The 21,578-nt window shown below is 47.7% G+C and carries 24 protein-coding genes; 14 read left to right on the forward strand and 10 right to left on the reverse strand.

Annotation, left to right across the window (positions count from 1 at the left end; translation table 11 throughout):
* Positions 1 to 477: 477 nt before the first annotated feature.
* The 3 genes from SB752_RS30030 (at position 478) to SB752_RS30040 (ending at position 2,678) form a co-directional block, all read left to right on the forward strand.
* Positions 478 to 1,272: a dioxygenase family protein gene (locus tag SB752_RS30030; protein WP_410719096.1), complete on the forward strand. Its 795-nt coding sequence runs from the start codon at positions 478 to 480 to the stop codon at positions 1,270 to 1,272.
* Positions 1,272 to 2,156, forward strand: a complete 885-nt coding sequence (locus SB752_RS30035) for an RNA polymerase sigma-70 factor (RefSeq protein ID WP_410719097.1) — start codon at positions 1,272 to 1,274, stop codon at positions 2,154 to 2,156. The genes SB752_RS30030 and SB752_RS30035 overlap by 1 nt, the downstream gene beginning before the upstream one ends.
* 75 nt (positions 2,157 to 2,231) lie before the next feature.
* Positions 2,232 to 2,678, forward strand: coding sequence for a carboxymuconolactone decarboxylase family protein (locus SB752_RS30040; protein ID WP_410719098.1), 447 nt, complete (start codon positions 2,232 to 2,234; stop codon positions 2,676 to 2,678).
* A 54-nt stretch (positions 2,679 to 2,732) separates the two neighbouring features.
* On the opposite strand, the gene SB752_RS30045 is transcribed toward SB752_RS30040, so the two are convergent.
* Positions 2,733 to 3,278 carry a pyridoxamine 5'-phosphate oxidase family protein gene (locus tag SB752_RS30045; protein ID WP_410719099.1) on the reverse strand — a complete coding sequence of 182 codons (546 nt, stop codon included), beginning with the start codon at positions 3,276 to 3,278 and terminating at the stop codon, positions 2,733 to 2,735.
* A gap of 168 nt (positions 3,279 to 3,446) precedes the next feature.
* Positions 3,447 to 4,442 (reverse strand): metal-dependent hydrolase, encoded by a 996-nt coding sequence (locus SB752_RS30050; RefSeq protein WP_410719100.1) that lies wholly within the window; start codon positions 4,440 to 4,442, stop codon positions 3,447 to 3,449.
* Positions 4,443 to 4,608: 166 nt separating this feature from the next.
* On the opposite strand from SB752_RS30050, the gene SB752_RS30055 reads away from it, so the two are divergent.
* The 4 genes from SB752_RS30055 to spoIIP all read left to right on the forward strand — a co-directional run bounded on the left by SB752_RS30055 (position 4,609) and on the right by spoIIP (position 7,563).
* Entirely contained in the window at positions 4,609 to 4,893 is a 285-nt protein-coding gene (locus tag SB752_RS30055) for a hypothetical protein (protein ID WP_410719101.1), read from the forward strand.
* A 30-nt stretch (positions 4,894 to 4,923) separates the two neighbouring features.
* Positions 4,924 to 6,030: an A/G-specific adenine glycosylase gene (gene mutY / locus SB752_RS30060; protein ID WP_410719102.1), complete on the forward strand. Its 1,107-nt coding sequence runs from the start codon at positions 4,924 to 4,926 to the stop codon at positions 6,028 to 6,030.
* A gap of 143 nt (positions 6,031 to 6,173) precedes the next feature.
* Positions 6,174 to 6,707, forward strand: coding sequence for an RNA polymerase sigma factor (locus tag SB752_RS30065; protein ID WP_410719103.1), 534 nt, complete (start codon positions 6,174 to 6,176; stop codon positions 6,705 to 6,707).
* Complete coding sequence (gene spoIIP, locus SB752_RS30070) at positions 6,697 to 7,563, forward strand: stage II sporulation protein P (RefSeq protein ID WP_410719104.1); 867 nt, start codon at positions 6,697 to 6,699, stop codon at positions 7,561 to 7,563. Before SB752_RS30065 ends, spoIIP begins: the two co-directional genes overlap by 11 nt.
* A 68-nt stretch (positions 7,564 to 7,631) precedes the next feature.
* On the opposite strand, the gene SB752_RS30075 is transcribed toward spoIIP, so the two are convergent.
* The 6 genes from SB752_RS30075 to SB752_RS30100 all read right to left on the reverse strand — a co-directional run bounded on the left by SB752_RS30075 (position 7,632) and on the right by SB752_RS30100 (position 12,537).
* Positions 7,632 to 7,790 carry a YrzI family protein gene (locus SB752_RS30075; protein ID WP_103109227.1) on the reverse strand — a complete coding sequence of 53 codons (159 nt, stop codon included), beginning with the start codon at positions 7,788 to 7,790 and terminating at the stop codon, positions 7,632 to 7,634.
* A 137-nt stretch (positions 7,791 to 7,927) separates the two neighbouring features.
* The gene (locus SB752_RS30080; RefSeq protein ID WP_410719105.1) at positions 7,928 to 8,080 is read right to left on the reverse strand and encodes a hypothetical protein; all 153 of its coding nucleotides are present in this window, start codon (positions 8,078 to 8,080) and stop codon (positions 7,928 to 7,930) included.
* 483 nt (positions 8,081 to 8,563) lie between these two features.
* The gene (locus SB752_RS30085; RefSeq protein WP_410719106.1) at positions 8,564 to 10,117 is read right to left on the reverse strand and encodes a YcdB/YcdC domain-containing protein; all 1,554 of its coding nucleotides are present in this window, start codon (positions 10,115 to 10,117) and stop codon (positions 8,564 to 8,566) included.
* Complete coding sequence (locus SB752_RS30090) at positions 10,104 to 10,640, reverse strand: RNA polymerase sigma factor (RefSeq protein WP_410719107.1); 537 nt, start codon at positions 10,638 to 10,640, stop codon at positions 10,104 to 10,106. Before SB752_RS30090 ends, SB752_RS30085 begins: the two co-directional genes overlap by 14 nt.
* A 12-nt stretch (positions 10,641 to 10,652) precedes the next feature.
* Positions 10,653 to 12,152: a YcdB/YcdC domain-containing protein gene (locus SB752_RS30095; protein ID WP_410719108.1), complete on the reverse strand. Its 1,500-nt coding sequence runs from the start codon at positions 12,150 to 12,152 to the stop codon at positions 10,653 to 10,655.
* Positions 12,153 to 12,312: 160 nt separating this feature from the next.
* Complete coding sequence (locus tag SB752_RS30100) at positions 12,313 to 12,537, reverse strand: hypothetical protein (protein WP_410719109.1); 225 nt, start codon at positions 12,535 to 12,537, stop codon at positions 12,313 to 12,315.
* Positions 12,538 to 12,757: 220 nt separating this feature from the next.
* Here SB752_RS30100 and fabL point away from each other — a divergent pair, with 220 nt between their 5' ends.
* The 7 genes from fabL (at position 12,758) to SB752_RS30135 (ending at position 19,701) form a co-directional block, all read left to right on the forward strand.
* Complete coding sequence (fabL, locus tag SB752_RS30105; protein ID WP_213025756.1) at positions 12,758 to 13,513, forward strand: enoyl-[acyl-carrier-protein] reductase FabL; 756 nt, start codon at positions 12,758 to 12,760, stop codon at positions 13,511 to 13,513.
* Positions 13,514 to 13,624: 111 nt separating this feature from the next.
* A complete protein-coding gene (locus SB752_RS30110) occupies positions 13,625 to 14,038 on the forward strand; it encodes a GNAT family N-acetyltransferase (protein ID WP_213025755.1) in 414 nt (137 codons plus the stop codon).
* Positions 14,039 to 14,085: 47 nt separating this feature from the next.
* Positions 14,086 to 14,622, forward strand: a complete 537-nt coding sequence (locus SB752_RS30115) for a DUF402 domain-containing protein (protein WP_410719110.1) — start codon at positions 14,086 to 14,088, stop codon at positions 14,620 to 14,622.
* A gap of 57 nt (positions 14,623 to 14,679) precedes the next feature.
* Positions 14,680 to 16,458, forward strand: a complete 1,779-nt coding sequence (locus SB752_RS30120) for an ABC transporter ATP-binding protein (RefSeq protein ID WP_410719111.1) — start codon at positions 14,680 to 14,682, stop codon at positions 16,456 to 16,458.
* Between the two features lie 30 nt (positions 16,459 to 16,488).
* Complete coding sequence (locus tag SB752_RS30125) at positions 16,489 to 17,706, forward strand: MFS transporter (RefSeq protein WP_410719112.1); 1,218 nt, start codon at positions 16,489 to 16,491, stop codon at positions 17,704 to 17,706.
* Positions 17,707 to 17,825: 119 nt separating this feature from the next.
* Positions 17,826 to 19,064, forward strand: coding sequence for an MFS transporter (locus SB752_RS30130; RefSeq protein WP_410719113.1), 1,239 nt, complete (start codon positions 17,826 to 17,828; stop codon positions 19,062 to 19,064).
* 91 nt (positions 19,065 to 19,155) lie between these two features.
* The gene (locus tag SB752_RS30135; RefSeq protein ID WP_410719114.1) at positions 19,156 to 19,701 is read left to right on the forward strand and encodes a flavodoxin family protein; all 546 of its coding nucleotides are present in this window, start codon (positions 19,156 to 19,158) and stop codon (positions 19,699 to 19,701) included.
* Positions 19,702 to 19,783: 82 nt separating this feature from the next.
* Here SB752_RS30135 and SB752_RS30140 read toward each other — a convergent pair whose 3' ends face one another.
* Together SB752_RS30140 and SB752_RS30145 are read right to left on the reverse strand one after the other, a co-directional pair.
* Positions 19,784 to 20,656 carry an NAD(P)-dependent oxidoreductase gene (locus SB752_RS30140; RefSeq protein WP_410719115.1) on the reverse strand — a complete coding sequence of 291 codons (873 nt, stop codon included), beginning with the start codon at positions 20,654 to 20,656 and terminating at the stop codon, positions 19,784 to 19,786.
* Between the two features lie 33 nt (positions 20,657 to 20,689).
* A complete protein-coding gene (locus tag SB752_RS30145; protein WP_410719116.1) occupies positions 20,690 to 21,556 on the reverse strand; it encodes a pyrroline-5-carboxylate reductase family protein in 867 nt (288 codons plus the stop codon).
* Positions 21,557 to 21,578: the final 22 nt, after the last annotated feature.

The following is a 21,578-nucleotide window of genomic DNA, read 5'->3' on the forward strand; positions in this document are numbered from 1 at the left end:
GATGAACCGCCGTATACCGAACGGTACGTACGGTGGTGTGAGAGGACGGGGGCTAGCCACCCCCTCCTACTCGATTTTCCCAAGGATATTCTTCTATACTACTAATGAGACAACCCTCAAAAATGCCAGGAGGAAATCAAAAGCTGGCGAGAGGAAACAGGAGAAAATGCGAAGCTCTTTGGGACACCTACCGAGGCGCAATGGATAAAGAGAAACACGTCTTTAAGCGTCCACCTTTGAGAAGCCCCCTGAAACGGCTACTTTGGACGCGGTTTCTCTTTAGAAATGGAGCCGTCCAGTGAATCAACCAAGCTAGTGGCCCAAGAAGCTGTAGCATTTTCTACTGTTTCCTCTCATCCACTACCCCCCCGACAAAAAAGGGGATAGTAAACACAACAAATATGCGTTATAATACTTACAAAAAGTAACTAAGTTTATAAAGTAAAGCTATATACCCTTCAGAGGAGAGTGTTTCCCATGATGCCATCATTTTTTATCGCACACGGCGCTCCGTTGCTTGCGATTGAAAACAACGTATATACACAAGCCATGAATCAATTGCCAAGTCTTTTGCCGCGCCGTCCACGGGCGATCGTTATGTTCTCGGCGCACTGGGAGGCTTTTGAACAAAACGTGGGGTCTGTAGATACCTTCCCGACGATCCATGACTTTGGCGGCTTTCCGCAAGAGCTGTATGAAATTCAATACCCAGCCAAGGGTGACAGCGAAATTGCCAAAGAAACAGTCGAGCTTTTGCAAAAGGCGGGTGTACCTGTCAGCTTCAATTCAACGCGCGGGTTGGACCACGGACATTGGGTAGTGCTGAGACATGTATTCCCGGATGCAGATATTCCGGTCGTCGCACTGTCCGTCAACCCAAATCTGACGATCGAACAGCAATATGCGATTGGAAAGGCACTGAGTCCGCTGCGTGAGAAAGACGTACTCATTATCGGAAGCGGCGGTACCGTTCATAATTTTTCTCACATCGACATGCGTGAGACATCAGGAGGCGCTTTTGAGTGGGCACTCCAGTTTGAGGAATGGCTGGAAGAAACACTTACCGAATGGAAGGTAGACGATTTGGCGAAATATCGTGAGCTGGCTCCTCATGCGGACAAGGCGGTTCCTGTATATGGCAGCGAGCATTTCGTCCCGCTGGTTTATGTTATGGGAGCAGCAGATGATGCTCGCTTTGCGAAGCGAGTGCATATGAGTTTCCGTTACGGCAGTCTCAGCCATACGATCTGGCAGTTTGGTGAGGCCAAGTAATGCAGGATCGCATGGAGGATGTTTATCAAGAGTACAAGGCCCTCCTGTTTTCACTTGCTTATCGTATGCTCGGGTCGATTACCGAGGCAGAGGATATCGTACAGGAGACGTTTCTTGCTTTTGCGCAAAATGACATCAACGACATTCACCATGTAAAAAGCTATTTGTGTAAGGCAGTGACCAATCGTTGCTTGGATACATTAAAATCCGCACGTTGGAAACGGGAGCAGTATGTAGGGGAATGGCTGCCTGAACCGTTCATGGATGTAAAAAGCGACAATGATCCCTTGCACGCAGTGATGGAAAAAGAGGCAGTTTCCTACGGCTTGCTCGTTTTGCTTGATACGCTCGCTCCAGTTGAGCGTGCTGTCTACGTATTGCGTACCGCACTTGACTACGATTATCGTACAATCGCCGAGATGCTGGAAAAAACAGAGGATAGCTGCCGCAAGCTGTTCAGTCGTGCCGGCCAAAAGCTCAAGGGAGCCGGCTTGCAGACAGAGGCGCAGCCGGAGCGATCCACCCGTTTGGTGGCACAGCTCATCCAAGCGATTTCTCAATCTGACGCCAAATCGTTGATACGTTTACTGACTCACGATGCTGTTCTTGTGAGCGACGGCGGCGGAAAAGTGAAATCGGCTATCCGTCCTATTTACACGGATCAGCGTGTCGTTGCTTTTTTACTTGGGATCTGGCCCCGGTGGGCACCCAGCTCGACGATGCAGGTTTGCTCTATGAACGGTCAGGACGGAATCGCCCTGATTTCAGATGGCGAATTGAAAATAACTTTCCAACTCGTTCTGCATCCAGAGGAGGAGCGGATCGAACGGCTTTACATGATGGTCAATCCAGAAAAATTATCCCATCTTGTCGCGAAAGCATGATTTTTTGTCACAAGATCGAGTGGGTAGTCGTCTTTGAGGGTGTAAACCAATAAAAAGGCGAGAGGAACGATGATCATGAAAGCTAGAATGAACTATCGCAACGCTAATCCACAAGCATTTCAAACAATGCTTCAGCTCGAAAAATTTGTGCAAGAGAGTGGTCTCGACAAAAAGCTTATCGAGCTGATCAAAATTCGTGCTTCGCAAATAAACGGCTGCGCTTTTTGCCTCGATATGCATACGAAGGATGCGCGCAAGCTGGGAGAGACAGAGCAACGTATTTACTTGCTGAATGCGTGGAGAGAATCCGCCGTATACACGGACGCGGAGCGCTCTGTACTTGCCTTGACTGAGGCTGTGACAGTCATTACGAATGGCGGAGTGTCCGATGAGGTGTATGCAGAGGTCAGAGAGCATTTTGACGAGGGCCAATGTGTTGCACTCATTATGGCAATCAATACAATTAATTGCTGGAACCGGCTTGCAATCACTATGGGGATGACTGCTCCAGCCAATCTGTAAAAAAGAGAAAGACACGCTTGCATACGATGTGCGAGCGTGTCTTTTTTTGTTTAGCTACACATCTATCTCCACTTTTCTTCCCGGGTAATACTGCATTTTCTCGGAATGAGGGTTTCCTTTTGCCGAAATGGACGTTGGTGTAATTCTGAAAATAGCGGTGGCACTCCCCATGGAGGAACGATACTTGAGCACATGCTGCAAGGACAAAGGAGCGGAATAGTAGCCAGGCACGTATTTGTCGATCATGGCTTGCATGGCGTCACGCATCTCGTCGGGCTCCTGTACACGTTCGATCGTGCCAGATATAAATACACTCATGTACATTGTATCCAGATTGGCAGGGACAGGATCAGCCACCGTGCCATACTCTTCACAGACACTAAAGCACACGCGATTATTGGCGTTAATCATCTCGATTTTTCGGCCTGAATCAGCGCCATGAAAGTAAATACAGCCATTCCACCAGGCAAAATTCAAAGGGAGTATGTACGGCTCGAGCTCGTTTGCTAAACCGAGATTACCGACCTTGGCTTGGAGTAAAAAGGCGTCAATTTGCTCTTGATCAGTAATGGTGCGTTTGGAATATCGGATGGGAATCATGGCAGGTCCTCCAGTCAGTTTACGATTTAAGATTGCTTGTAAAACGATCGTAATCGGTTTCTGACTTGGTATAAAGGGGCAATTTTGCACAAATGAAGCGGGTCAGATGAGAAAGACAAAGACCGCCCAAAGCTTTTGCTTTTTGGACGGTCCTAGGTTTTCATATATCTACCCTAACTGCCGATTGGAATCCAATTTTTTGCTGAGCTGATCCTCACCGCGATGAATCCAGCCGACAAACGAATCGCGAATGGTCAGATCAAAGCCGAGATACACAACAGCGACAAACATGTAATGACTTTTTCCTTGAAAGCGGGAGCGATAGCGCAGATCGATCCATTTTACCTCGTAGCCAAAGGGACGTTCCTTGGTCTCCACATGCACATGATGGGTGAAGGCGAGGAAGGATTGCACCTTTAAGCTTTTTTTGGCAGCAGCGATTCGCTCATTTTCGGGCTTGATGGAAAATGTGTCGAGAATGACGACATCTCCGGAAACAACCTCGCCTACGTACCAGTGGTGCTCAGTCTTGGCAACAAAAGTCCAGTACGTCCACGAAAGTGTAGGGATGATCGTGTAGGTCCCGGCTTTTCCGATGCGTTGTCGTACCAGCTCTGTCGTTCGTTTTTGAACCTGAACCCGCCAGTAGTAATAGCCGGCGATAATGATGTAAATCAGTAGAAACGACCTGCCCGGATCGACGCCCGAAGCCCAGAGCAAGAAGCCGACGAGGTGAGCGGCGAAAATGAACGGGTCAAAAATGAAGATGGCGTTGAGAGCGACCCATTTATCGCGAAACGGGTACAAGCCCTTGGTGCCATACGAATTGAACAAGTCAACGAATACATGCAGGCAAACCGCTAAAAAGATCCAGCTGAGCAGATGGAACCAGTGTGTTTGCGGCATAATTGCCTGTATGAGGACAAAAATCGCTCCTGTCCAGAGAAACAGTGCCGGAACAGAGTGCGAAACTCCCCGATGGTTGCGTATATAGGCTGCGGTGCCACGGAGGCGGACCAAGCCATCCAGATCAGGTGCTTGCGAGCCGATGACCGTGCCGATCATGACGGCTCCTGCGAGTGCCGGAGTAGAAGCTACAACAGGATCGAGATAGGCGAGACCGGCTAATCCAAAGCCCATGGCAAAGTGTGTGGCGGTATCCATGGAATCGTTGTCTTCCTCCCTTCCTTACAGGCTGATCTTTATTGTTTATTATAGCGCGCGGGACGATATATTTCCCTCATTCTGCTGAAAAAAATTGTGAGCTTGTTCCCATTGGGCGAGAAAGGTATGATGTAGGGGATAAACCTCGAAGGGGAGGGCGCCTATTGTGATCACTGTTTTTATCGAATATAAATTAGAGCCTGAAAAGCGCACCTATGGGATGCTGCTACTCGCTGATATCGCTGCCCGCATGGAAGGAATGGGCGCAAAGCAGTATCGCTCCTGGGAAGGTGTGGATCAGCCAGGATTGTTCGTAGAAGCCTTTGATGTAGATACGTTGGAGCAATACGAGCAAATCAAGGCAGTCCGCCTCGCAGATCGGGACTTTTGCAACTGTGTGGCGGGAGCGGGCAAGCTGAATGTGTGGGCTTTTCGTGCAGCTGAGCTATAGCTTTTAACAAAAGGAGCAGACAAAAAAGAAATGGCTAGGAAAATAGAAACCAGTTTGCAATATACACTACCGGAAGAATTTCACGTATTCGGATTCGCCAAGGATTTGCTAGCCTGGTACGACTCTCAGAAGCGTGATTTGCCTTGGCGCATTAACCGCGATCCTTATCGTGTCTGGGTATCTGAAATCATGCTGCAGCAGACTCGGGTAGAGACCGTTAAACCTTATTATGCAAATTTCATGGAAAAATTTCCGACCGTAATTGATCTGGCCAAGGCACCAGAGGAAGATGTGCTCAAGGCATGGGAGGGGCTTGGTTATTACTCCCGCGCTCGCAATTTGCAAGCGGCTGCGCGCGAGGTAACGGTGCGTTACGGCGGTGTCGTGCCAGATACACCTGAGGAGATCGCGACGCTAAAAGGCGTTGGTCCGTATACAGCAGGAGCGATCCTCAGCATCGCGTATGAAAAGGCCGAGCCAGCCGTAGATGGCAATGTGATGCGGGTATTTTCTCGCTTGCTGTATTTGACCGATGATATAGCGAGGCCAGCCACACGAATCAAAATTGAGCATCTCGTAAGGCAAGTCATTCCTGTCGGGAGAGCTGGAGATTTCAACCAGGCATTGATGGAGCTAGGTGCGATGGTCTGTGTTCCACGGACGCCGCAATGCCTGACCTGTCCGGTGTTTGATTACTGTATGGCACGTCAGGAAGGCGTTCAGGAGGAGCTGCCGATCAAAGGCAAGGCAAAGCCGCCACGTCCTGTAAGCCTGCAGGTTGGTGTCATCGTGCGTGATGGCAAGGTATTGATCAACAAGCGTCCGGAGCAGGGGCTCTTGGCTGGGATGTGGGAATTCCCGATGGTGGAGTCCGATGCAGACAAGGACACAGCCAAACGCGAAGCACTTGCCAATGGACTGCGCGAGCGATTCGGTATCGATGTCGAGGTGCTGGAGCCGATTGGCGAGGTTCAGCATATTTTCTCCCACTTGCAATGGAACATGCAGGTCTGGTCCTGTGACTGGATTGATGGTGAGGAATTACCGACTCATGCCCGTTATGAAGCATGGGAAGAGCTGGACTCGTATACATTCCCCATGGCTCATCACAAGATCAGGCAGTTGCTGCAGAGATAATTAGATAGGTCAGCATGAGTAGAAAAGCTGTCGAGAGCATCTCGGCGGCTTTTAGTTTTATCTGACTCTTTTTAAAAAGTATTGTAACCTTTTTCTGAATTGTTCGACTAAAGAGTATCCCAATAAGAAGGGAGTGTCTCTGGTTGCAGGATCAAGCCCGTCTTTCGGAACAGATTAGGTGCATCTATGAGCAGTACTACAGAGATGTTTATCATTTTTTTCTACTGTTCACCGGAACCAAAAGTCAGGCGGAAGATCTAACTCAAGAAGTGTTTATCAAGGTATTAAAAGCATTACCTGCATTCGAAAAGCGATCGTCAATTAAGACATGGGTACTTTCTATTGCAAAGCATACAGGGATTGATCATTATCGCAGAAAAAAACTGATTCACTTCTCCAGCCAGCTTTTGCGCATCCTTCCTTCAAAAAATGGTCTGCCAGAACAAGCACTCGTAGAAAAGGAGGAGCGTGCGAAATTAGAACAATCCCTGTACAAGCTCAAGGCAAAATATCGAATAGTCATCATCCTTCGTTGTGTGAATGAGCTGAGTGTGAAGGAAACGGCCGAAATATTGGGGTGGAGCAAAGGAAAGGTAAATGTCAGCTATCATCGGGCATTAAAACAACTAAAGAGTGAGTTGTTTTTAGAGGAAGGAGAGTCTTTACATGCCAAATAAAGACAAGCTGGAGAAGCAAATCAAGGAATTGGCAGAAGAGCCGGACAGACAGTTTGTCGCGAGGCTGGGGGTGAAGCTGGTGAAGCAGGCAAACCAGATGGAAGCAAAAAGCGGAGCGCTGCGATACTTTAGCGTAGCATGTGGTATTATCACATGTCTGTTGCTGATTGTTACCCTCAAATTAAACGCAGAGTCCGAGGCTCCTGCCACAGTTGGAGAAGCGAATTCTCCCTCTGTTTTGATCTATCACACACATAGCCAGGAGTCATTTGTTTCTGAGACAAAAACATCTACTGAGATTCATTCTTTGAATGATCCACACCACAATATTTCGCTAGTAGGCAAAAGGTTGGCAGATGCCTTACAGTCAAATAAGGTAAGTGCAATCCAGTCGCCCATTGACTTTGCAAACGAGGCAAAAAACCAGCAAAGAGACTTCAATGAGCTGTATTTGATGTCACGTGAAAACGTAAAAGAGATGTTAGCGATTCATTCAGACATCCAAATGGTTTTAGATGTTCACCGTGACAATAGAAAAAGAAACATGACCACCCACAAGATCAATGACACCGAAGTGGCAAAAATCAGGCTGGTCATTAATCACTCCCATCCGAATTGGGGACGAAACCTGGACTTCGCACAAAAAATTAGCAAAAAGGCACAGGAAATGTACCCGGAGTTTCCTATCGAGGTGCTTGAGCAAAAGGGCATGAGTCCCGTCTACTGGAATCAGGATTTACATCCACATGCCGTCCTCGTTGAAATAGGCGGGATGGAGAATACGTTAGAAGAAGAATACGCGTCAGCGGACATACTCGCCAAAATCTTGGCAGAGCTTTTGCGCGAAGCAGACTAAAAATGAAGAAGATCACGTCCCAAAGAGACCTGATCTTCTTTTTTTTGCTTTTTAGCCGTCCACGTATATTAGCGATACAAATACTCAGGAAATTGCATCGCGATTTGATGCTTTTGCTCTTCCCACTCGGCAATTGCTTTCTTTTGCAAATAGTGTGCCTCCTGTTGCTCAGGAGTCACTTTCCGTTTCTCGATTATGATGGTGAAAAAAATCATCGGAATGTACATGAATGTATCCCTCCCATCCCTGTAGTGTGGTGCAGTCAGCTGCCATCTATCGCTTTGACTCCTGTAAATCTCATCATCTGACGTCTTTGTTTGGTTTTCATAAAAAAATCCCTCCTCAACGTAATTGTTTACCAAAATTAGATGTGGCTAATCAATTGTGCAGCTTGAATCGCGTGGGCTTCCGCACGCTCCTCAAGGTACCGTGTACGAGCGTACGTAGCAAGACGTTGCTCAGCATTTACGTGTTTGCGTTCAATCTTGATTGTGAACAACAAAAAGTTCAGTATCATATCCGATCACCTCCCTTCTAAGGGTAAAAATTGAATTCCATCCATTTTTTGATTTATAGAGAAAGAAAAAGACCACGGGCAAAACGCCAGCGGTCTTTTGGGAACACAAAGAAAATGAAAGACCACAAGCAACAACGCCTGTGGTCGGATATTTGACGAAAAGGGAATGTTTAAGATACGAATAACAACTACGATTCGTCGGTCCAGGAGGCGCTGCCATATTTAGTTGTAACAACGATAAGACGATCATAAACAGCAGAAATGGGTTGTAGTACATTCATCATCATCATTTGTCGCAGCCTCCTTTTCTTTCGTAGTGTTTTAGAACGTACTCTAAGAATATGGGAATTTCTTCTTGAAGTAAAGCACTTTTTCACCTATTTTCAAAAAGTAATTATTTTCTGACAATTTTTCATTTCTGTGAACAGGTTACAAAAAGTGGCGAAGCAAGCGAAACGCCACTTTTTGCAAGATAGGGCAGATTCATTTTTGCTGGTACACGAGCTGTGGAGCATCAGTTGAGTTTTCGTCATCCGAAGCCTTTTTCGGCCATATATAGACCAGCTCAAGCTTGTGCTGTGTCAAGTACTCGGAGATGGCAGCTTCTCTGGAGGTGGCTTCAAAGGACAGTGGCGGATTTTTGGAGGCATTCTTGCTGTATTCCATTCCGACGACTTTCCCGCTCTGATCAAGCGTAACGTGATAGGTACGACCCTTGAGCGGGATTCCGTCTACGAAAGCGCCAAAGGTGTACTGAATTTCTCGTTCATTCCAGCTTGATCCAAGGTAGCCAACCGCCGTTATCTGCTTGTCGAGATAACGTTGTAGATAGTTAATCGCCTTTTTTTGATCATCTTCTCGTGGGGCTCGCTTCGTTCCGGTGGTCTCATCCCCGGTTTCCTGAACATGATAGGCGGTCAGCAGGCCATTTGGGCTTATTTGAGCAGTAATCGTTTTATCAGCTCCAGCCCATGTGTATTCCGTTCCCGATCCTTTGCCATACGAGATGGAAGTGGGAGATGTGCCTCGCTCTCCATCAAAGGTGACGCCGAATTCCTGTTGAAGAAAAGTGATAACGTCATTCACAGAATGTACCGCGAGCTTTTTCCCTTGTGATTTCACAGGGATAGATGATTTGGGGGACGGAACCTGTGATAGTTGCTCCGGCTTTACGAGCATTTTTCCTGTTTTCGCATCCAAATAGCCGGGAAAATCCAGTTCGTAGCGCTTGGTCAGTGCGCCATTTTTGTCGTACCGATAGACAGGCTGCATCGTGCCTGCAATGATTTCCAATGCCTCTTTTTCAGAGAGAATGTTTTCCGGGGGAGGAAATTGAGACAAGTTGCGCTGCTTCTCAGGCAAACGATTGAATGTAAAATAGCTTACCGTATTATGCTCTACGCCTACCGAATAGCTGTCGTTATAAAAGGGAACACCATGAATCATACGACTGAAAACAATTTTCCCTTCCTTCAGATCGGTCTGCTTGTTATTAACCGTGTATTGCTGGCTTTCATCTCCGAGCATTTCGTTTAAATAAGCCTGGGCAATCTGGAGTGGAGGGGACTGCTTGTCTGGCTCGTCGTTATACTGCTCAGCGGGTGGCTGCTCTTTTACGTTAACTGTTGGCGAATTGGCTTGTGCTTCGGACACTCCTGTGTTGGCTGGAGGTGTTGGCACTTGTGCTTTTGTTTGTGTTTGCTCGGCAGGTTTAGGCTGCTCCGCGACATGGGTGGTAGCTGCTGGCTCTTGTGGATGATCAAGAGGTAGAGAAGCGATATTCGAAATTGCTGGGGCGGTAGATGCCTGCGGTGAAGGCTGCTGCCAAGGCATTGCTGTAACCCAGCTTCCCAGTAGTATGACGGCTGCTGCTGTTGCCGTATGAGTCAAGATGCGGCGATGACGTATCCGGCGTTTTACAGCGGTCGCTTCTTTTTGCAGTTTTTCATCCAAGTAAGCAATATATTCCGGTCGTGGTGACTGCTCCAGCTCAGGCAATCGCTTCAGTTGTCGTTCCAGTTCCTCAAACGAATTCATTTTGCCACCCTCCTTCCTTAGGTTCGATCATATAACGCTGGAGCTGTTTTAATCCGCGATGATAATCTACTTTTACTTTTGCTTCTGAAATCGCCAGAAGCTCTGCTGTTTCCTTGATGCTATATCCTTTGATACTGCGTAAAATAATGACCATACGATAGCTGGGCTTTAGCTTTTGCAAAGCTTTTTTCAATTCTACCAATTCTTCCTTGTGCGCTAGCTCGGCTTCTGGCACGCCCTCAGTTGTGACGATATTGCGCAGGAGTTTTTCGGAAAAGAACAGCTTCAGCTTTTGCTTGCGGTAATAATCGATAGCGATGTATTTGGCGATGGAAAACAGCCACGTCTTGATCACTACGCGCCCATCATAGCTCGGGAGTGAGCGCAACAAGCTCGTAAACACCTCTTGGGTCAAGTCCTCGGTCTCGTTTTGATTGTTTGTGAAATAGAGTAAAAAGGAGTAGACGTCCTTGTAGTGAGTCTGATAAATAAGACGAATTCTCTCGCTAAGCTCGTCATGCAAAACACTTCCTCCTTATTCGTTCTTCGGCACGATGATTTCTCCGGTTACGGCATTGATCTTGCTCAAAGAATAGCCTTGTGGAGCCTGATAGGTGAGGACAGCCTGCTTTCCGTTGTCTTTCGGATAGAAGTAAATCAGTTGCAGCGGGTTGTCCTTCAAAAATGCTTTTGCTGCTTGTTCTGCAGAAACAATCTTTATACCCTCAGATGGCTTGGATGCTAATGTAGCCTTGGTTAATCCAAAAAAGTCAGTAACTTGTTCCCCGTACACATTGACTGTAAATCCGTGAGACAGATTTGGAATTCCTTGATGTACCGGAACAAAGGTGAACATATTTCCGCGCCAGTTTTCACCGCGGTGATTTACAATTTCCATCAATTCATTTGTACCGCTAGGCAAATATTTTTCTACTTCTTTGATTGCCAAAAGTCTAGCTTGCTCGCGTGTCACGTTTTTTGCTGCATTCTGATCAGTATCGATGGTAAAGTAGGTGACAATTTCCCCGGTTGTTGCATCCGCTTGGACGAGTGCTTCCTGTTCGGTTCCTTCCTTCCACCAAAAACGTTTCTTTGTTTGATCCCGTGTAAATTCTTCCCGGATCTCTGCTGCCGTTGCTTTGATGCCGCGTTCTTTTTTCAAATAGGAGGCAGCCTCTTCCTTTGTTTTTACAGAAAAGGCTGTTCCACTTGGTGTTACTTTAATCAGTGGACCTGGGGTATCGTGTTTTGCTTGTTGAATTTCCAGATTCTTTCCTGTCTTGGCATCGATATACCCGGAGAACATGGGTTCATAGATGAAAGTATCACCGTCATGGGAGAGAGTCATCATGCTAGCAACCATTGATTCCATCTCTTCTACTGGAATCGCGTCTTTCGGGTCGTCAAACTCGGTTTCTTCCACGGGCGGCACTGGATAGTTAAAGTTGGAATCAGGCACGGGAGCTTGTCCACCCTCGGTAATTCGCCCAGCTGCGTCTACCGTTATTCGCAGGCTTTGACTAGGGTAAAAGAGACCATTTACGCTTTTGGAGAACGGGATGCCGAGCGTATGAGAGAGGTACGGATTATAACGATATCCCCGCATGTCTTCTCCATACCATTGCTTGAGAAAGGCAGTAGCCTGCTGGACAGCCTGTTCTTTCTTTGCCAGGCTCTCATCCGTATTTGCATCTTTTATTAAGCGGAACCGCTTTAATTCACCCGTTTTTTTATCGAACCAAAGCACGACGTTTGGCAGGATATTTTCTTCGTCTTCGGATTTTTTCAGCAAAACGCGAACGGTGTTATCGCCGCTTTCATCAATCGTCACAGTTTTATACGGATAGTCGCCCAAGTAAGGCAAAAGCGTTTTGGCCTTGGCTATAGAAGCATCAATCGTTTTCATAATATCCGCTACAGCCCCGGATTGAGCCTTCTCTGCTGTTTTATTGCTCTGCTGTGTCGCGTAAATAGGTGTTGCCGCCAGTAGACTGGTGGTTGCCAGCAGGCAGACGAGTTTGATCATTTTCTTCATGAATGGTTATCCCTCACTTTCTTCTGCCTACTTATCCGTAAAAAAGAGAAAAAGGTTACAAGATTGCAAAAGAAATTTTTTCGAAGGCTATTATCATTTTACAGGAAAGGAAAAAGAGCAGATCCTCATTCAAGAGAATCTGCTCTGCCTTTTTCTACTATTAATCATAAATCGGAGTTGATGAGTGGTCCCAACCCCCGCTATCACCGTTGATCGGTCCGCGTGATTCGAGCTCCCGGATTATTTTGATATGAAGCGAGGCGCCCTCTGCACTAAGATAGAGAGCTAATTGAGAAAAAATATGCTGATGATACAAAAGCTCGTTCAGCTCCCAACGTTCAATCGGCTCCAAAGTTAATTCGGACAGGTCTCGTCCTATGTACATTCGTTGTCCTCCTCCGCAGGCAAATAGACAGCTCGATCAGGTGAAATAGCTGTATTTATTGATGATGCTCGTATAGTATGGCTTGCCTACAGTAGTTCCAATCACTGGTACAAAAACGGCACTTGTAGAAAAAGCCGAACGGGAGTTGTATAATAAATGAGTGGTTTTAAGTTTTAGTACCTGCTGTTAATAGTTGGTCTGATTAGGAGGCAATACTTTTATGAATACAAAAAAAGTAGCATTAGTAACCGGGGGAACGAGAGGGATCGGAAAAGCAATTGCTATGCAGCTGGCTGAACAGGGCTATGATCTCGTCCTGAATTATCTCCGTAACCGTACAGCGGCCAAAGAAGCAGCAGCTGAGCTGGAAGCAAAGGGTGCACGTGTGCACTTGATTAAAGCAAACGTAGGTGATGTGGCAAAAATCAAGGAGCTATTCGCAGAAATCGACCAGGAATTCGGTCGCCTGGATGTATTCGTGAATAATGCGGCATCTGGTGTTCTTCGTCCATTGATGGAGCTGGAAGAAAGCCACTGGGATTGGACGATGGAAATTAACAGTAAAGCGCTGTTGTTTTGTGCACAAGAAGCGGCAAAACTAATGATCAAGGGTGGCAACGGCGGAAAAATCGTCAGCCTGTCCAGCCTCGGATCGATCCGTGTTCTGGACAACTACACAGCAGTAGGCGTGTCCAAGGCAGCGGTAGAAGCGATCACTCGTTATCTGGCTGTTGAGCTCGCTCCACATAACATTGTCGTCAACGCCGTTTCCGGTGGCGCAGTAGATACAGATGCTCTCAAGCATTTCCCGAATCGCGAAGAATTGCTCGGCAGCTCTGCAGAACGTACACCTGCTGGTCGTATCGTAGAGCCGGAAGATTTGGCGAATGCAGTTATGTTTTTACTCTCAGACAAGGCATGGATGGTTCGTGGACAAACACTGATTGTAGACGGCGGAATTTCTCTTTTAACCTAAAATTTTACTGATGCGAAAGCTTGGAGTTGGAGACTTTGACGTGTTACCACACAAGACAAAGTTGTCCAAGTGTTGTACAATAGAGCAAGAAGGCTACGAAGGAGGCAACGTATGCTGATTCGTCCGTTTCGACTCGGTGACTATTCGGCTATCACAAGGATTTGGCAGGAAACGGGTTTGGACCAATCGGAGACGGAGTCGTTGAACGACTTGGCCCAACAGCTGGCATGGGACAGCGATCTGGTTATGGTTGCAGAAATGGAAGGAAAGGTTGTCGGAGTCGTAGTAGGCACCATCGATGGTGCTCGTGCTTACTTTTACCGGCTTGCCGTTCTTCCCGAGATGCAAGGCAGTGGCATAGGACGCGAACTCGTTGCCGCGATTGAAAAACGGTTCAAGCAAAGAGGCGTCAATAACGTTCTGATTATGGTCAACCAGGCTAATCCCGAAGTCCTTCCGTTTTACCTTTCGCTTGGCTATGAAGTACAAAAATATGTTACACTTTCCAAAAAGCTCTCTTCTTAAGGAGGCTTGTCCCCATTCAGATAGAGAAGAGAAGAAAGGGGAGAGTCATGTCACCAACTCCGGGCTCCAATATCCGCATTGAAAGCTATAAACACGACCATTCGTTGCACCGCATATGGGACAAATCCACGCTGATTCATACCAGTGATGCGGTGGTGATTGGGGGAAATGATCGGGTCAAGGTGACAGAATCAGACGGACGGGAGTGGCGTACGCGCGAACCGGCCATTTGTACATTTGGACGAGGACAGTGGTTCAATACCATTGCCATGATTCGCGACGACGGCATTTACTATTATTGCAACCTTGGTTCACCCTTTAGCATGAAGGGTCAGTTGCTCAGCTACATAGACTATGATCTCGACGTAAAAGTGTTTCCCGACATGACGTATTCAATTCTCGATGAAGAGGAGTTTCTGCTGCATTCCAGACAGATGAACTACCCTCCGTTTGTCGTGGAAAGAGTACAGACAGCGCTGCGAGAAGTATTGGATTGGGTAAGCGCACGTCGTGGTCCATTTCAAAGCGGCTTCGTCCAGCGTTGGTACGAGCGTTATCTTTTAGTACGAGATGATGAGGAATAATCCCTTTCCCGTAAATTCGGGGGAGGGATTTCCTTATTTGCAAAGGAGGTATGATGCTTGAGCATACGCCGCTACATGGCATATGTGTTGCCTTATTGGAAGCAGATTTTGGGTACCGTTTTCATTGGCATTATTAAATTCTCAATCCCACTCGCTTTACCGCTTCTCATCAAGTATGTCATTGACGATCTTTTGCCTAGTCCTCTTCCTCAAGAGGAAAAACTCACACAGCTTTTCTGGCTGATGCTTGGAACGTTCTTGTTGTTTACGGTTGTTCGCGCTCCTGTGGAATACATCCGGCAATATTACGCGCAGTGGGTATCCAGCCGCATTTTGTTTGATATTCGCAATCAATTGTTCTCGCATTTGCAAAGACTTTCGATGCGTTACTACAACAACACCAAGACAGGCGAGGTCATTTCTCGGGTAATAAACGATGTAGAGTCGACCAAAAGCTTTGTAGAGACAGGCTTGATGAATCTATGGCTGGACACGATTACGATCGTCATGACGCTGGGGATCATGTTTTACATGGATGTCGAGCTGACGATTGTCGCCATCGTAGTCTTTCCGTTGTACAGCATTTCTGTCAAATTTTTCTATAAGCGCTTACGTCAGCTGACAAAGGACCGATCAGCCGCATTGGCGCATTTACAGGGGCATTTGTACGAGCGTGTGAATGGCATGTCTCTGATTCGCAGCTTCGCCTTGGAAGAGCATGAGAGCAAGGAATTTGCCAAAGAAAACAATCACTTTTTACATAAAGCTCTGACTCATACGCGCTGGAATGCCCGAACCTTCTCCGTGATCAATACAGTTACGGATATTGCGCCTCTGCTCGTCATCGCCTATGCAGGATATCAGGTAATCGGGGGAAACATGAGTGTAGGGACACTCGTTGCGTTTTATGCGTATTTGGATCGGCTGTATACACCGCTGAGACGGTTGGTCAACTCGAGCACAGTCCTGACACAGGCGATTGCTTCGATGGACAGGATGTTTGAGTTTATTGATGAGACATATGACATCGTAGACAAGCCAAATGCAGGGGAGCTGCCGGTCGATCCCGCAACCAAACGAATCCGTGGAGAAATTCGCTTTGAGAATGTTTCCTTTCGCTATCGGGAAGAAGGACCACTTGTCCTGCAAAATGTTGATTTAACGATTGAATCAGGCGAGACGGTAGCGATCGTGGGCATGTCCGGTGGCGGGAAGTCGTCACTGATCAGTCTGTTGCCACGCTTCTGGGATGTGACAGAGGGGCGAATTACGATTGATGGTGTTGATGTTCGGGACGTTAAGCAGCGGAATTTGCGCAATCACATCGGGATGGTTCAACAAGACAATATATTGTTTAGTGAATCGGCAAAAGTAAACATTTTAATGGGCAATCCGGATGCAGACGATCAGTCCGTCTATGAAGCAGCGAAAGCAGCGCATGCCCATGATTTTATTACGGCCTTGCCGGATGGCTACGATACGGAGCTGGGGGAGCGCGGTGTCAAGCTTTCCGGAGGACAAAAGCAACGGATCGCCATCGCCCGTGTCTTTTTGCGTGATCCGGGCATTCTGATATTGGATGAAGCGACATCTGCCCTCGATTTGGAATCGGAGCACACGATTCAGGAGTCGCTATCGAGATTGACAAAAGGGCGGACGACAATCATCGTCGCGCATCGCTTATCGACGATTACCCACGCCGATAAAATCGTTGTCATGAAAGAAGGACAAATTGTTGAGCAAGGGAAGCATGAGGAATTACTTGAAAAAAGGGGCGTTTACCATGGCCTGTGGAGTGTACAAGATTTAGGGAATGCAACCGACGAAGTATCGTAGCAGCTAAGCAGAGGGAACGGGGGGAATCCGATGGAGATATGGCGCCGCAATTTATATGTTTTATGTGGGTCGTTGTTCGTCGTGATGGTAGCGATGAGCATGATCATGCCCTTTTTACCTCTGTACATTCAGCAAGATTTCGGGATAGAGGATCCGCATGAAGTAACTGCTTGGGCAGGCATTATTTTCGGAGCCAACTTTTTAACGGCAGGTCTCGTGTCCCCGATCTGGGGAAATCTGGCGGATAAGCACGGGCGTAAGATCATGATTTTGCGCTCTGGCTATTTTATGTCGATTACAGTAGCGTTGACCGGGTTTGCCGGAAGCGTATGGCAGTTGCTGGCACTGCGTTTAATCAACGGTTTGGTGGGAGGAATTATTCCTGCGAGTACAGCGCTAGTCGCCTCGTCCGTGCCAAAGGAGCAGATTGGCTGGGCACAAGGTATGCTGCAATCCTGTATTACGGCGGGAACCATCATGGGGCCGCTGTTTGGCGGGCTTTTGGCAGAGCGCATCGGTTTTCGAATGATTTTTGTCATCACGGGATGCTTGCTTTTGCTTGCCACGCTGGTGATTACTTTTACGGTAAAAGAAAACTTTGTGCCGCCAGAGAAAAAGGATCGCTCCAGCCTGCGTGAAGATTTTCATATGATATTTTCTTCCAAAGAGCTGCCTGCGCTCTTTTTTGTAACGGTTATGATCCAGTTTGCTTTGTTCAGCATTATTCCTGTCTTGCCGATTTACATCGCTCAGCTGCTCGGATCAGAAGGAGCCAAGGTAGCGTTGTGGGCAGGACTTGTGCAGGCAGCTATGGGGATTGCCAACGTATTCGCTTCACCGCGCTTAGGAAGATTGGGAGATCGCTATGGCTCGCAAAAGGTACTCCTGGGTGCATTGCTTATGTCAGCGATCCTGTTCATTCCACAGGGGCTGGTTGCAACCGTGTGGCAGCTCGTATTGCTGAGATTCCTGCTTGGCTTGTCACTAGGAGGACTGTTGCCTTCTGTCAATTCGCTCTTGCGGCGAGCGACGCCTGTACATATGGTGAGTCGCGTATACGGCTACAATAACAGCTTTGTCAGCATTGGCAGTATGCTTGGGCCGATGATTGGCGGTTTTCTGGCGGGCTATGTAAGCATCAGCGGGGTCTTTTTCATGACCAGTGCCTTTTTGTTTATCAATGCCGGCTGGGTGTATTACAGCTTTTTTAAAAACAAATCTATGCAGCAGACAGATTCCGGAATATAATGAGAGAAATTTGAAGCAAACGAGGTGCACCTCCATTGTGATGAGTTGTCGGTGGAACTAATTTTTTATTCCAACAGGACAATTAAATAAAGTCCTGAACCGACAGGAGGCCTCACACCGTGTGGAATAGACGGTTTATTTGCCTCTGGGCGGGTCAGACTCTGGCCAATCTGGGGGATGTTTTTTATATTGTCGCGTTTATCTCAGTCATGTACGCGGCTACTAACTCTGTGATGTACACTGCTTTTATTCCAGTGGTCAACGTGACGTCACAGTCACTTTCCAGCTTCCTCGCTCCGTTGGTTTTCCAGCACTTGTCCCTGCAGCGGATGCTTGTGCTGTCTCAAGGGCTCAAGACGATTTTGCTGGCTATTGCTTCTTTCGTCGTGGCGATGGGAGTAGGCGAGCAAAAGCTAGTGATCTGGCTGCTATTCATACTTGCGGCTATGATTGCCTTTATGGATGGTTGGGCAAATCCAGCCCGCAATGCCCTTGTCTCACGATTAGTTGATCGTTCCGAGCTGATGCGTGCGAATGGGCTTTTGGCAACCTCAGATCAAACGGTACATTTTGCTGGTTGGGCGGCAGGAGGGCTGCTAGTTGCGTGGCTGGGGGCAAGCGTTGTGCTTTTAGGAACAGTAGGAGCTTATGTGGTGGCAACAGTAGCGATGCTAGGTGTTGCTCCTGCAAAGGATGGCAAAAAGGAAGAAGACAGCCAGTCCGAACCACGGCAGGTTAAAACGAATTGGCTCACAGGCTGGAGAATCATTCGGGATACGCCATCACTGCAGCTGCTGGTTGCCATGGATATCGTAGTTGGGATGTCAGGTGCAGCCTGGATTTCGGCGATATTGCTGCCTTTTGTTCTTGATGAATTGGGAAGTAGCGAGGCATGGTGGGGATACATCAACGCTGGCTACATGCTCGGAGCGATTACTGGCGGAAGTGTGCTGCTAATGCTCGCTCATCGGCTCAAGCGTCATCTGTATAAGGCGATCACGATCGGGACCATTTGTTCAAGCTTGATTACCTTTGCATTTGGTAGCAGCACGTATCCGATTGTTGCCCTGCTGTTTTCCTTTTTGCTGGGACCTTTTCTGGAAATGTTCCTGGTCAGTAAACAGACGATTCTGCAGCAGCAAACAGAGGAATCGGCATTGCCGTATGTATTGTCCGCAAAAGGGACGATTGACATGATGGTATTTGGAGTCTCGTCTCTTATCATGGGAGCGTTTGCGGAATGGATGGGAACGAGAGCGGTGTATTACCTTTCTGCTGGGCTTTTGATTGTCGGCTTTTTGCTTGCATGGAAGCTGTATCAACAGGCGAACCGGCAAGCTCGTGCTTCTATATCGTAAGTGTCACCCTCTGGCAGAGATTGCCGGAGGGTTTTTTGATACAATATAGGTGAGAAAACAGATGGGAAAAATGGAAATGGAGTGATTGGAATTGAAGATTCTCGTTTTGCACGGCAGCTCAAGAGAGGAAGGAAACACCGAGCAATTGACCAATTTGGCTTTGCAGGGAATTCCTCATACAAGCATTCGTTTGCGAGAAAAGGAGATTCGCCCGATTCACGATCAAAGACATGATGCAGACGGCCTCGCTTCCGTTGCAGACGATTATGATGAAGTGATCGAAGCTGTGATGGCGCATGATTTTATCATTTTTTCCACTCCGATCTATTGGTACGGCATGTCTGGCTACATGAAAAATTTTGTGGATCGCTGGTCGCAAAGCTTGCGGGATAAGCGCTATTCTTTCAAAGAATCGATGGGGCAAAAGCGCGCGTATGTGATCACGACAGGCGGCGATCACCCTCGTCTAAAAGGACTTCCGCTGATCCAGCAATTCCAATACGTTTTGTCTTTTGTGGGAACAGCATATGACGGCTATCTCATCGGCGAAGGCAACAAGCCAGGAGATATTTTAGGGGATAAACGAGCGATTGAAGATGCAAAGCTGTTGAATGAATGGCTGAAGTCACAGCAATAAAAATGGTTGAATAGAAATTGGTGAATCATAAAAGAAGACCGGAATTCGCTTCCGGTCTTTTAGCGTTTTCAGAGCCAATTAACTACTTGGCGGCTACAACTTCCTTTTTCTGTTCCAAATGCCGGATAATCGCCATCAAATCCATTTCACCGAGCCCGCCCTCCAAAGCCTGACGGTAGCTCGCATTCGCCGTATCTGCCAAAGGCGTGGATACGCCCGCTTCCTTTGCGAGTCGGAGGTCTTTTGCCATATGCTTCAAAGCAAAGGCAGCCGGGAAATCATCGGCGAGTATCGAGGCAGCTTTTCCGCGGATGAGAGGGGTTCCTACCGCACTTTCCGAAATGATGTGAAGCATTTGCTCGCTGCTAATCCCAAGAGAGCGAGCAAAGAGCAATGTTTCAGAAACACCCTGCACAGTAATTCCAAGCAGCAGATTGATCGCGAGCTTGGCGGATGTGCCTGATCCGTTCGGCCCCAGGTGCAGCGCTACTTTGCCGAGCTTGTCCAGCATCGGTTTTGCTTCCTCGTAATCCGCCTGCTGGCCGCCAACCATAATGACGAGTGTGCCGTCCTTGGCAGGACCTACGCTTCCCGAGACAGGGGCATCAAGAAAGCGCAAACCTACTTTTTTTGCCTGCTCAGTCAAAAAGCGAGATGTATCTGGTGCGATGGTACTCATATCTACTGCCAGCTTTCCTTTGACTGCGGCAGAAAGCAGACCATTTGCTCCTGTATAAATCGCTTTTACAGCGTCATCATCACTGACCATTGTAAACAAGATATCGCACTCATCGACCAACTGTGCAAGTGTCGCTGACTGTTTAGCCCCAAGAGCCAGCAGGGGTGCTGCTTTGTCCGGTGTCCGATTCCAAACATACAGGTCATAGCCTGCTGCAAGCAAATTGCTCGCCATTGGAATCCCCATGTTGCCGAGTCCAATCCAACCGATTTTCACTGTCACTTTCTCCTTTATCTCGTTGTCGATTTGCTACTTCGCAATTTGTTGTTGCAAGAGCTCCTTGAGCATTGCATGCTTGGACTCCGTCATAGCAAATAGCTCGTCGAACCCGCCAGGAAGAGTTTTGTCCAAGACACGCAGTCCTTCTTCTGTAATCCCGCCTTTGGTCGCTACTTGAGTGATCAGCTGATCAAAGCTTAGCTGTTCATTTTTCAAAAGCAGAGCGGTGCCGAGCATGGTCTCTACCAATATGCTGCGTGCTGTTTCGATGTCCAGCTGTGGTGTCTTGCGTACAGCTGCCATGGCAAAGGATTCGAGTATTCCTGCAATCAAGCCTGGAGCGCTGCTGCTGATGATGGTGGCAGTCTCGATGACGTCCTCTGTTACTTCTTGCGCAGTGCCGATTGCGGAGAGCAGGCTTACAAATTCGCTGCGCTGCTCAGCACTCACTCGGGTGCTGCACGTAAATAAAGAAACACCATGTAACTCCTGAGATGTCACGGTAGGGATGACTTTACTTACGGGGCCCGCGTGGCTTTTTTCTAGATCAGAAATACTCACGCCTGCCGCTACGGAGATGACATGCTTTTCAGCAGAAACGACTAGGCCACCGAGGATCGGCAAAATGTCCAGTGGCTTGGTGCACAGAAAAATATGGTCTGCTTGCTCACAAATCTCCTGCGCATTCTGGGCAACCGTGATACCGTACGCAGCTTGTAGTATTTCCGCTTTTTCGCGTGTGCGGTTGTACACAATCACATTTTCCGGTGAAATGACGCCGCTTTTGCACAAAGCCTTCACAAGCATTTGTCCTATACTGCCTAATCCAATAATTCCGATGCGCATCGCAACAACCTCCCTTCGTATTGTATCGCAGCCTATGTAAAAAAGGTACAATCTCCCGGAAAGAGAGACTGTA

It is taken from the genome of Brevibacillus sp. SIMBA_040, from assembly GCF_046535075.1.
In the GTDB taxonomy this organism is placed as follows: Bacteria; Bacillota; Bacilli; order Brevibacillales; family Brevibacillaceae; genus Brevibacillus.

Coding starts and splice junctions, on each gene's coding strand:
- mutY (WP_410719102.1), top strand. CDS start 4,924: ATGGCTAGGAAAATAGAAACCAGTTTGCAATATACACTACCGGAAGAA.
- spoIIP (WP_410719104.1), top strand. CDS start 6,697: ATGCCAAATAAAGACAAGCTGGAGAAGCAAATCAAGGAATTGGCAGAA.
- SB752_RS30100 (WP_410719109.1), bottom strand. CDS start 12,537: ATGTACATAGGACGAGACCTGTCCGAATTAACTTTGGAGCCGATTGAA.
- SB752_RS30110 (WP_213025755.1), top strand. CDS start 13,625: ATGCTGATTCGTCCGTTTCGACTCGGTGACTATTCGGCTATCACAAGG.
- SB752_RS30045 (WP_410719099.1), bottom strand. CDS start 3,278: ATGATTCCCATCCGATATTCCAAACGCACCATTACTGATCAAGAGCAA.
- SB752_RS30085 (WP_410719106.1), bottom strand. CDS start 10,117: ATGAATTCGTTTGAGGAACTGGAACGACAACTGAAGCGATTGCCTGAG.
- SB752_RS30035 (WP_410719097.1), top strand. CDS start 1,272: ATGCAGGATCGCATGGAGGATGTTTATCAAGAGTACAAGGCCCTCCTG.
- SB752_RS30095 (WP_410719108.1), bottom strand. CDS start 12,152: ATGAAGAAAATGATCAAACTCGTCTGCCTGCTGGCAACCACCAGTCTA.
- SB752_RS30125 (WP_410719112.1), top strand. CDS start 16,489: ATGGAGATATGGCGCCGCAATTTATATGTTTTATGTGGGTCGTTGTTC.
- fabL (WP_213025756.1), top strand. CDS start 12,758: ATGAATACAAAAAAAGTAGCATTAGTAACCGGGGGAACGAGAGGGATC.
- SB752_RS30080 (WP_410719105.1), bottom strand. CDS start 8,080: ATGATACTGAACTTTTTGTTGTTCACAATCAAGATTGAACGCAAACAC.
- SB752_RS30040 (WP_410719098.1), top strand. CDS start 2,232: ATGAAAGCTAGAATGAACTATCGCAACGCTAATCCACAAGCATTTCAA.
- SB752_RS30075 (WP_103109227.1), bottom strand. CDS start 7,790: ATGTACATTCCGATGATTTTTTTCACCATCATAATCGAGAAACGGAAA.
- SB752_RS30030 (WP_410719096.1), top strand. CDS start 478: ATGATGCCATCATTTTTTATCGCACACGGCGCTCCGTTGCTTGCGATT.
- SB752_RS30050 (WP_410719100.1), bottom strand. CDS start 4,442: ATGGATACCGCCACACACTTTGCCATGGGCTTTGGATTAGCCGGTCTC.
- SB752_RS30115 (WP_410719110.1), top strand. CDS start 14,086: ATGTCACCAACTCCGGGCTCCAATATCCGCATTGAAAGCTATAAACAC.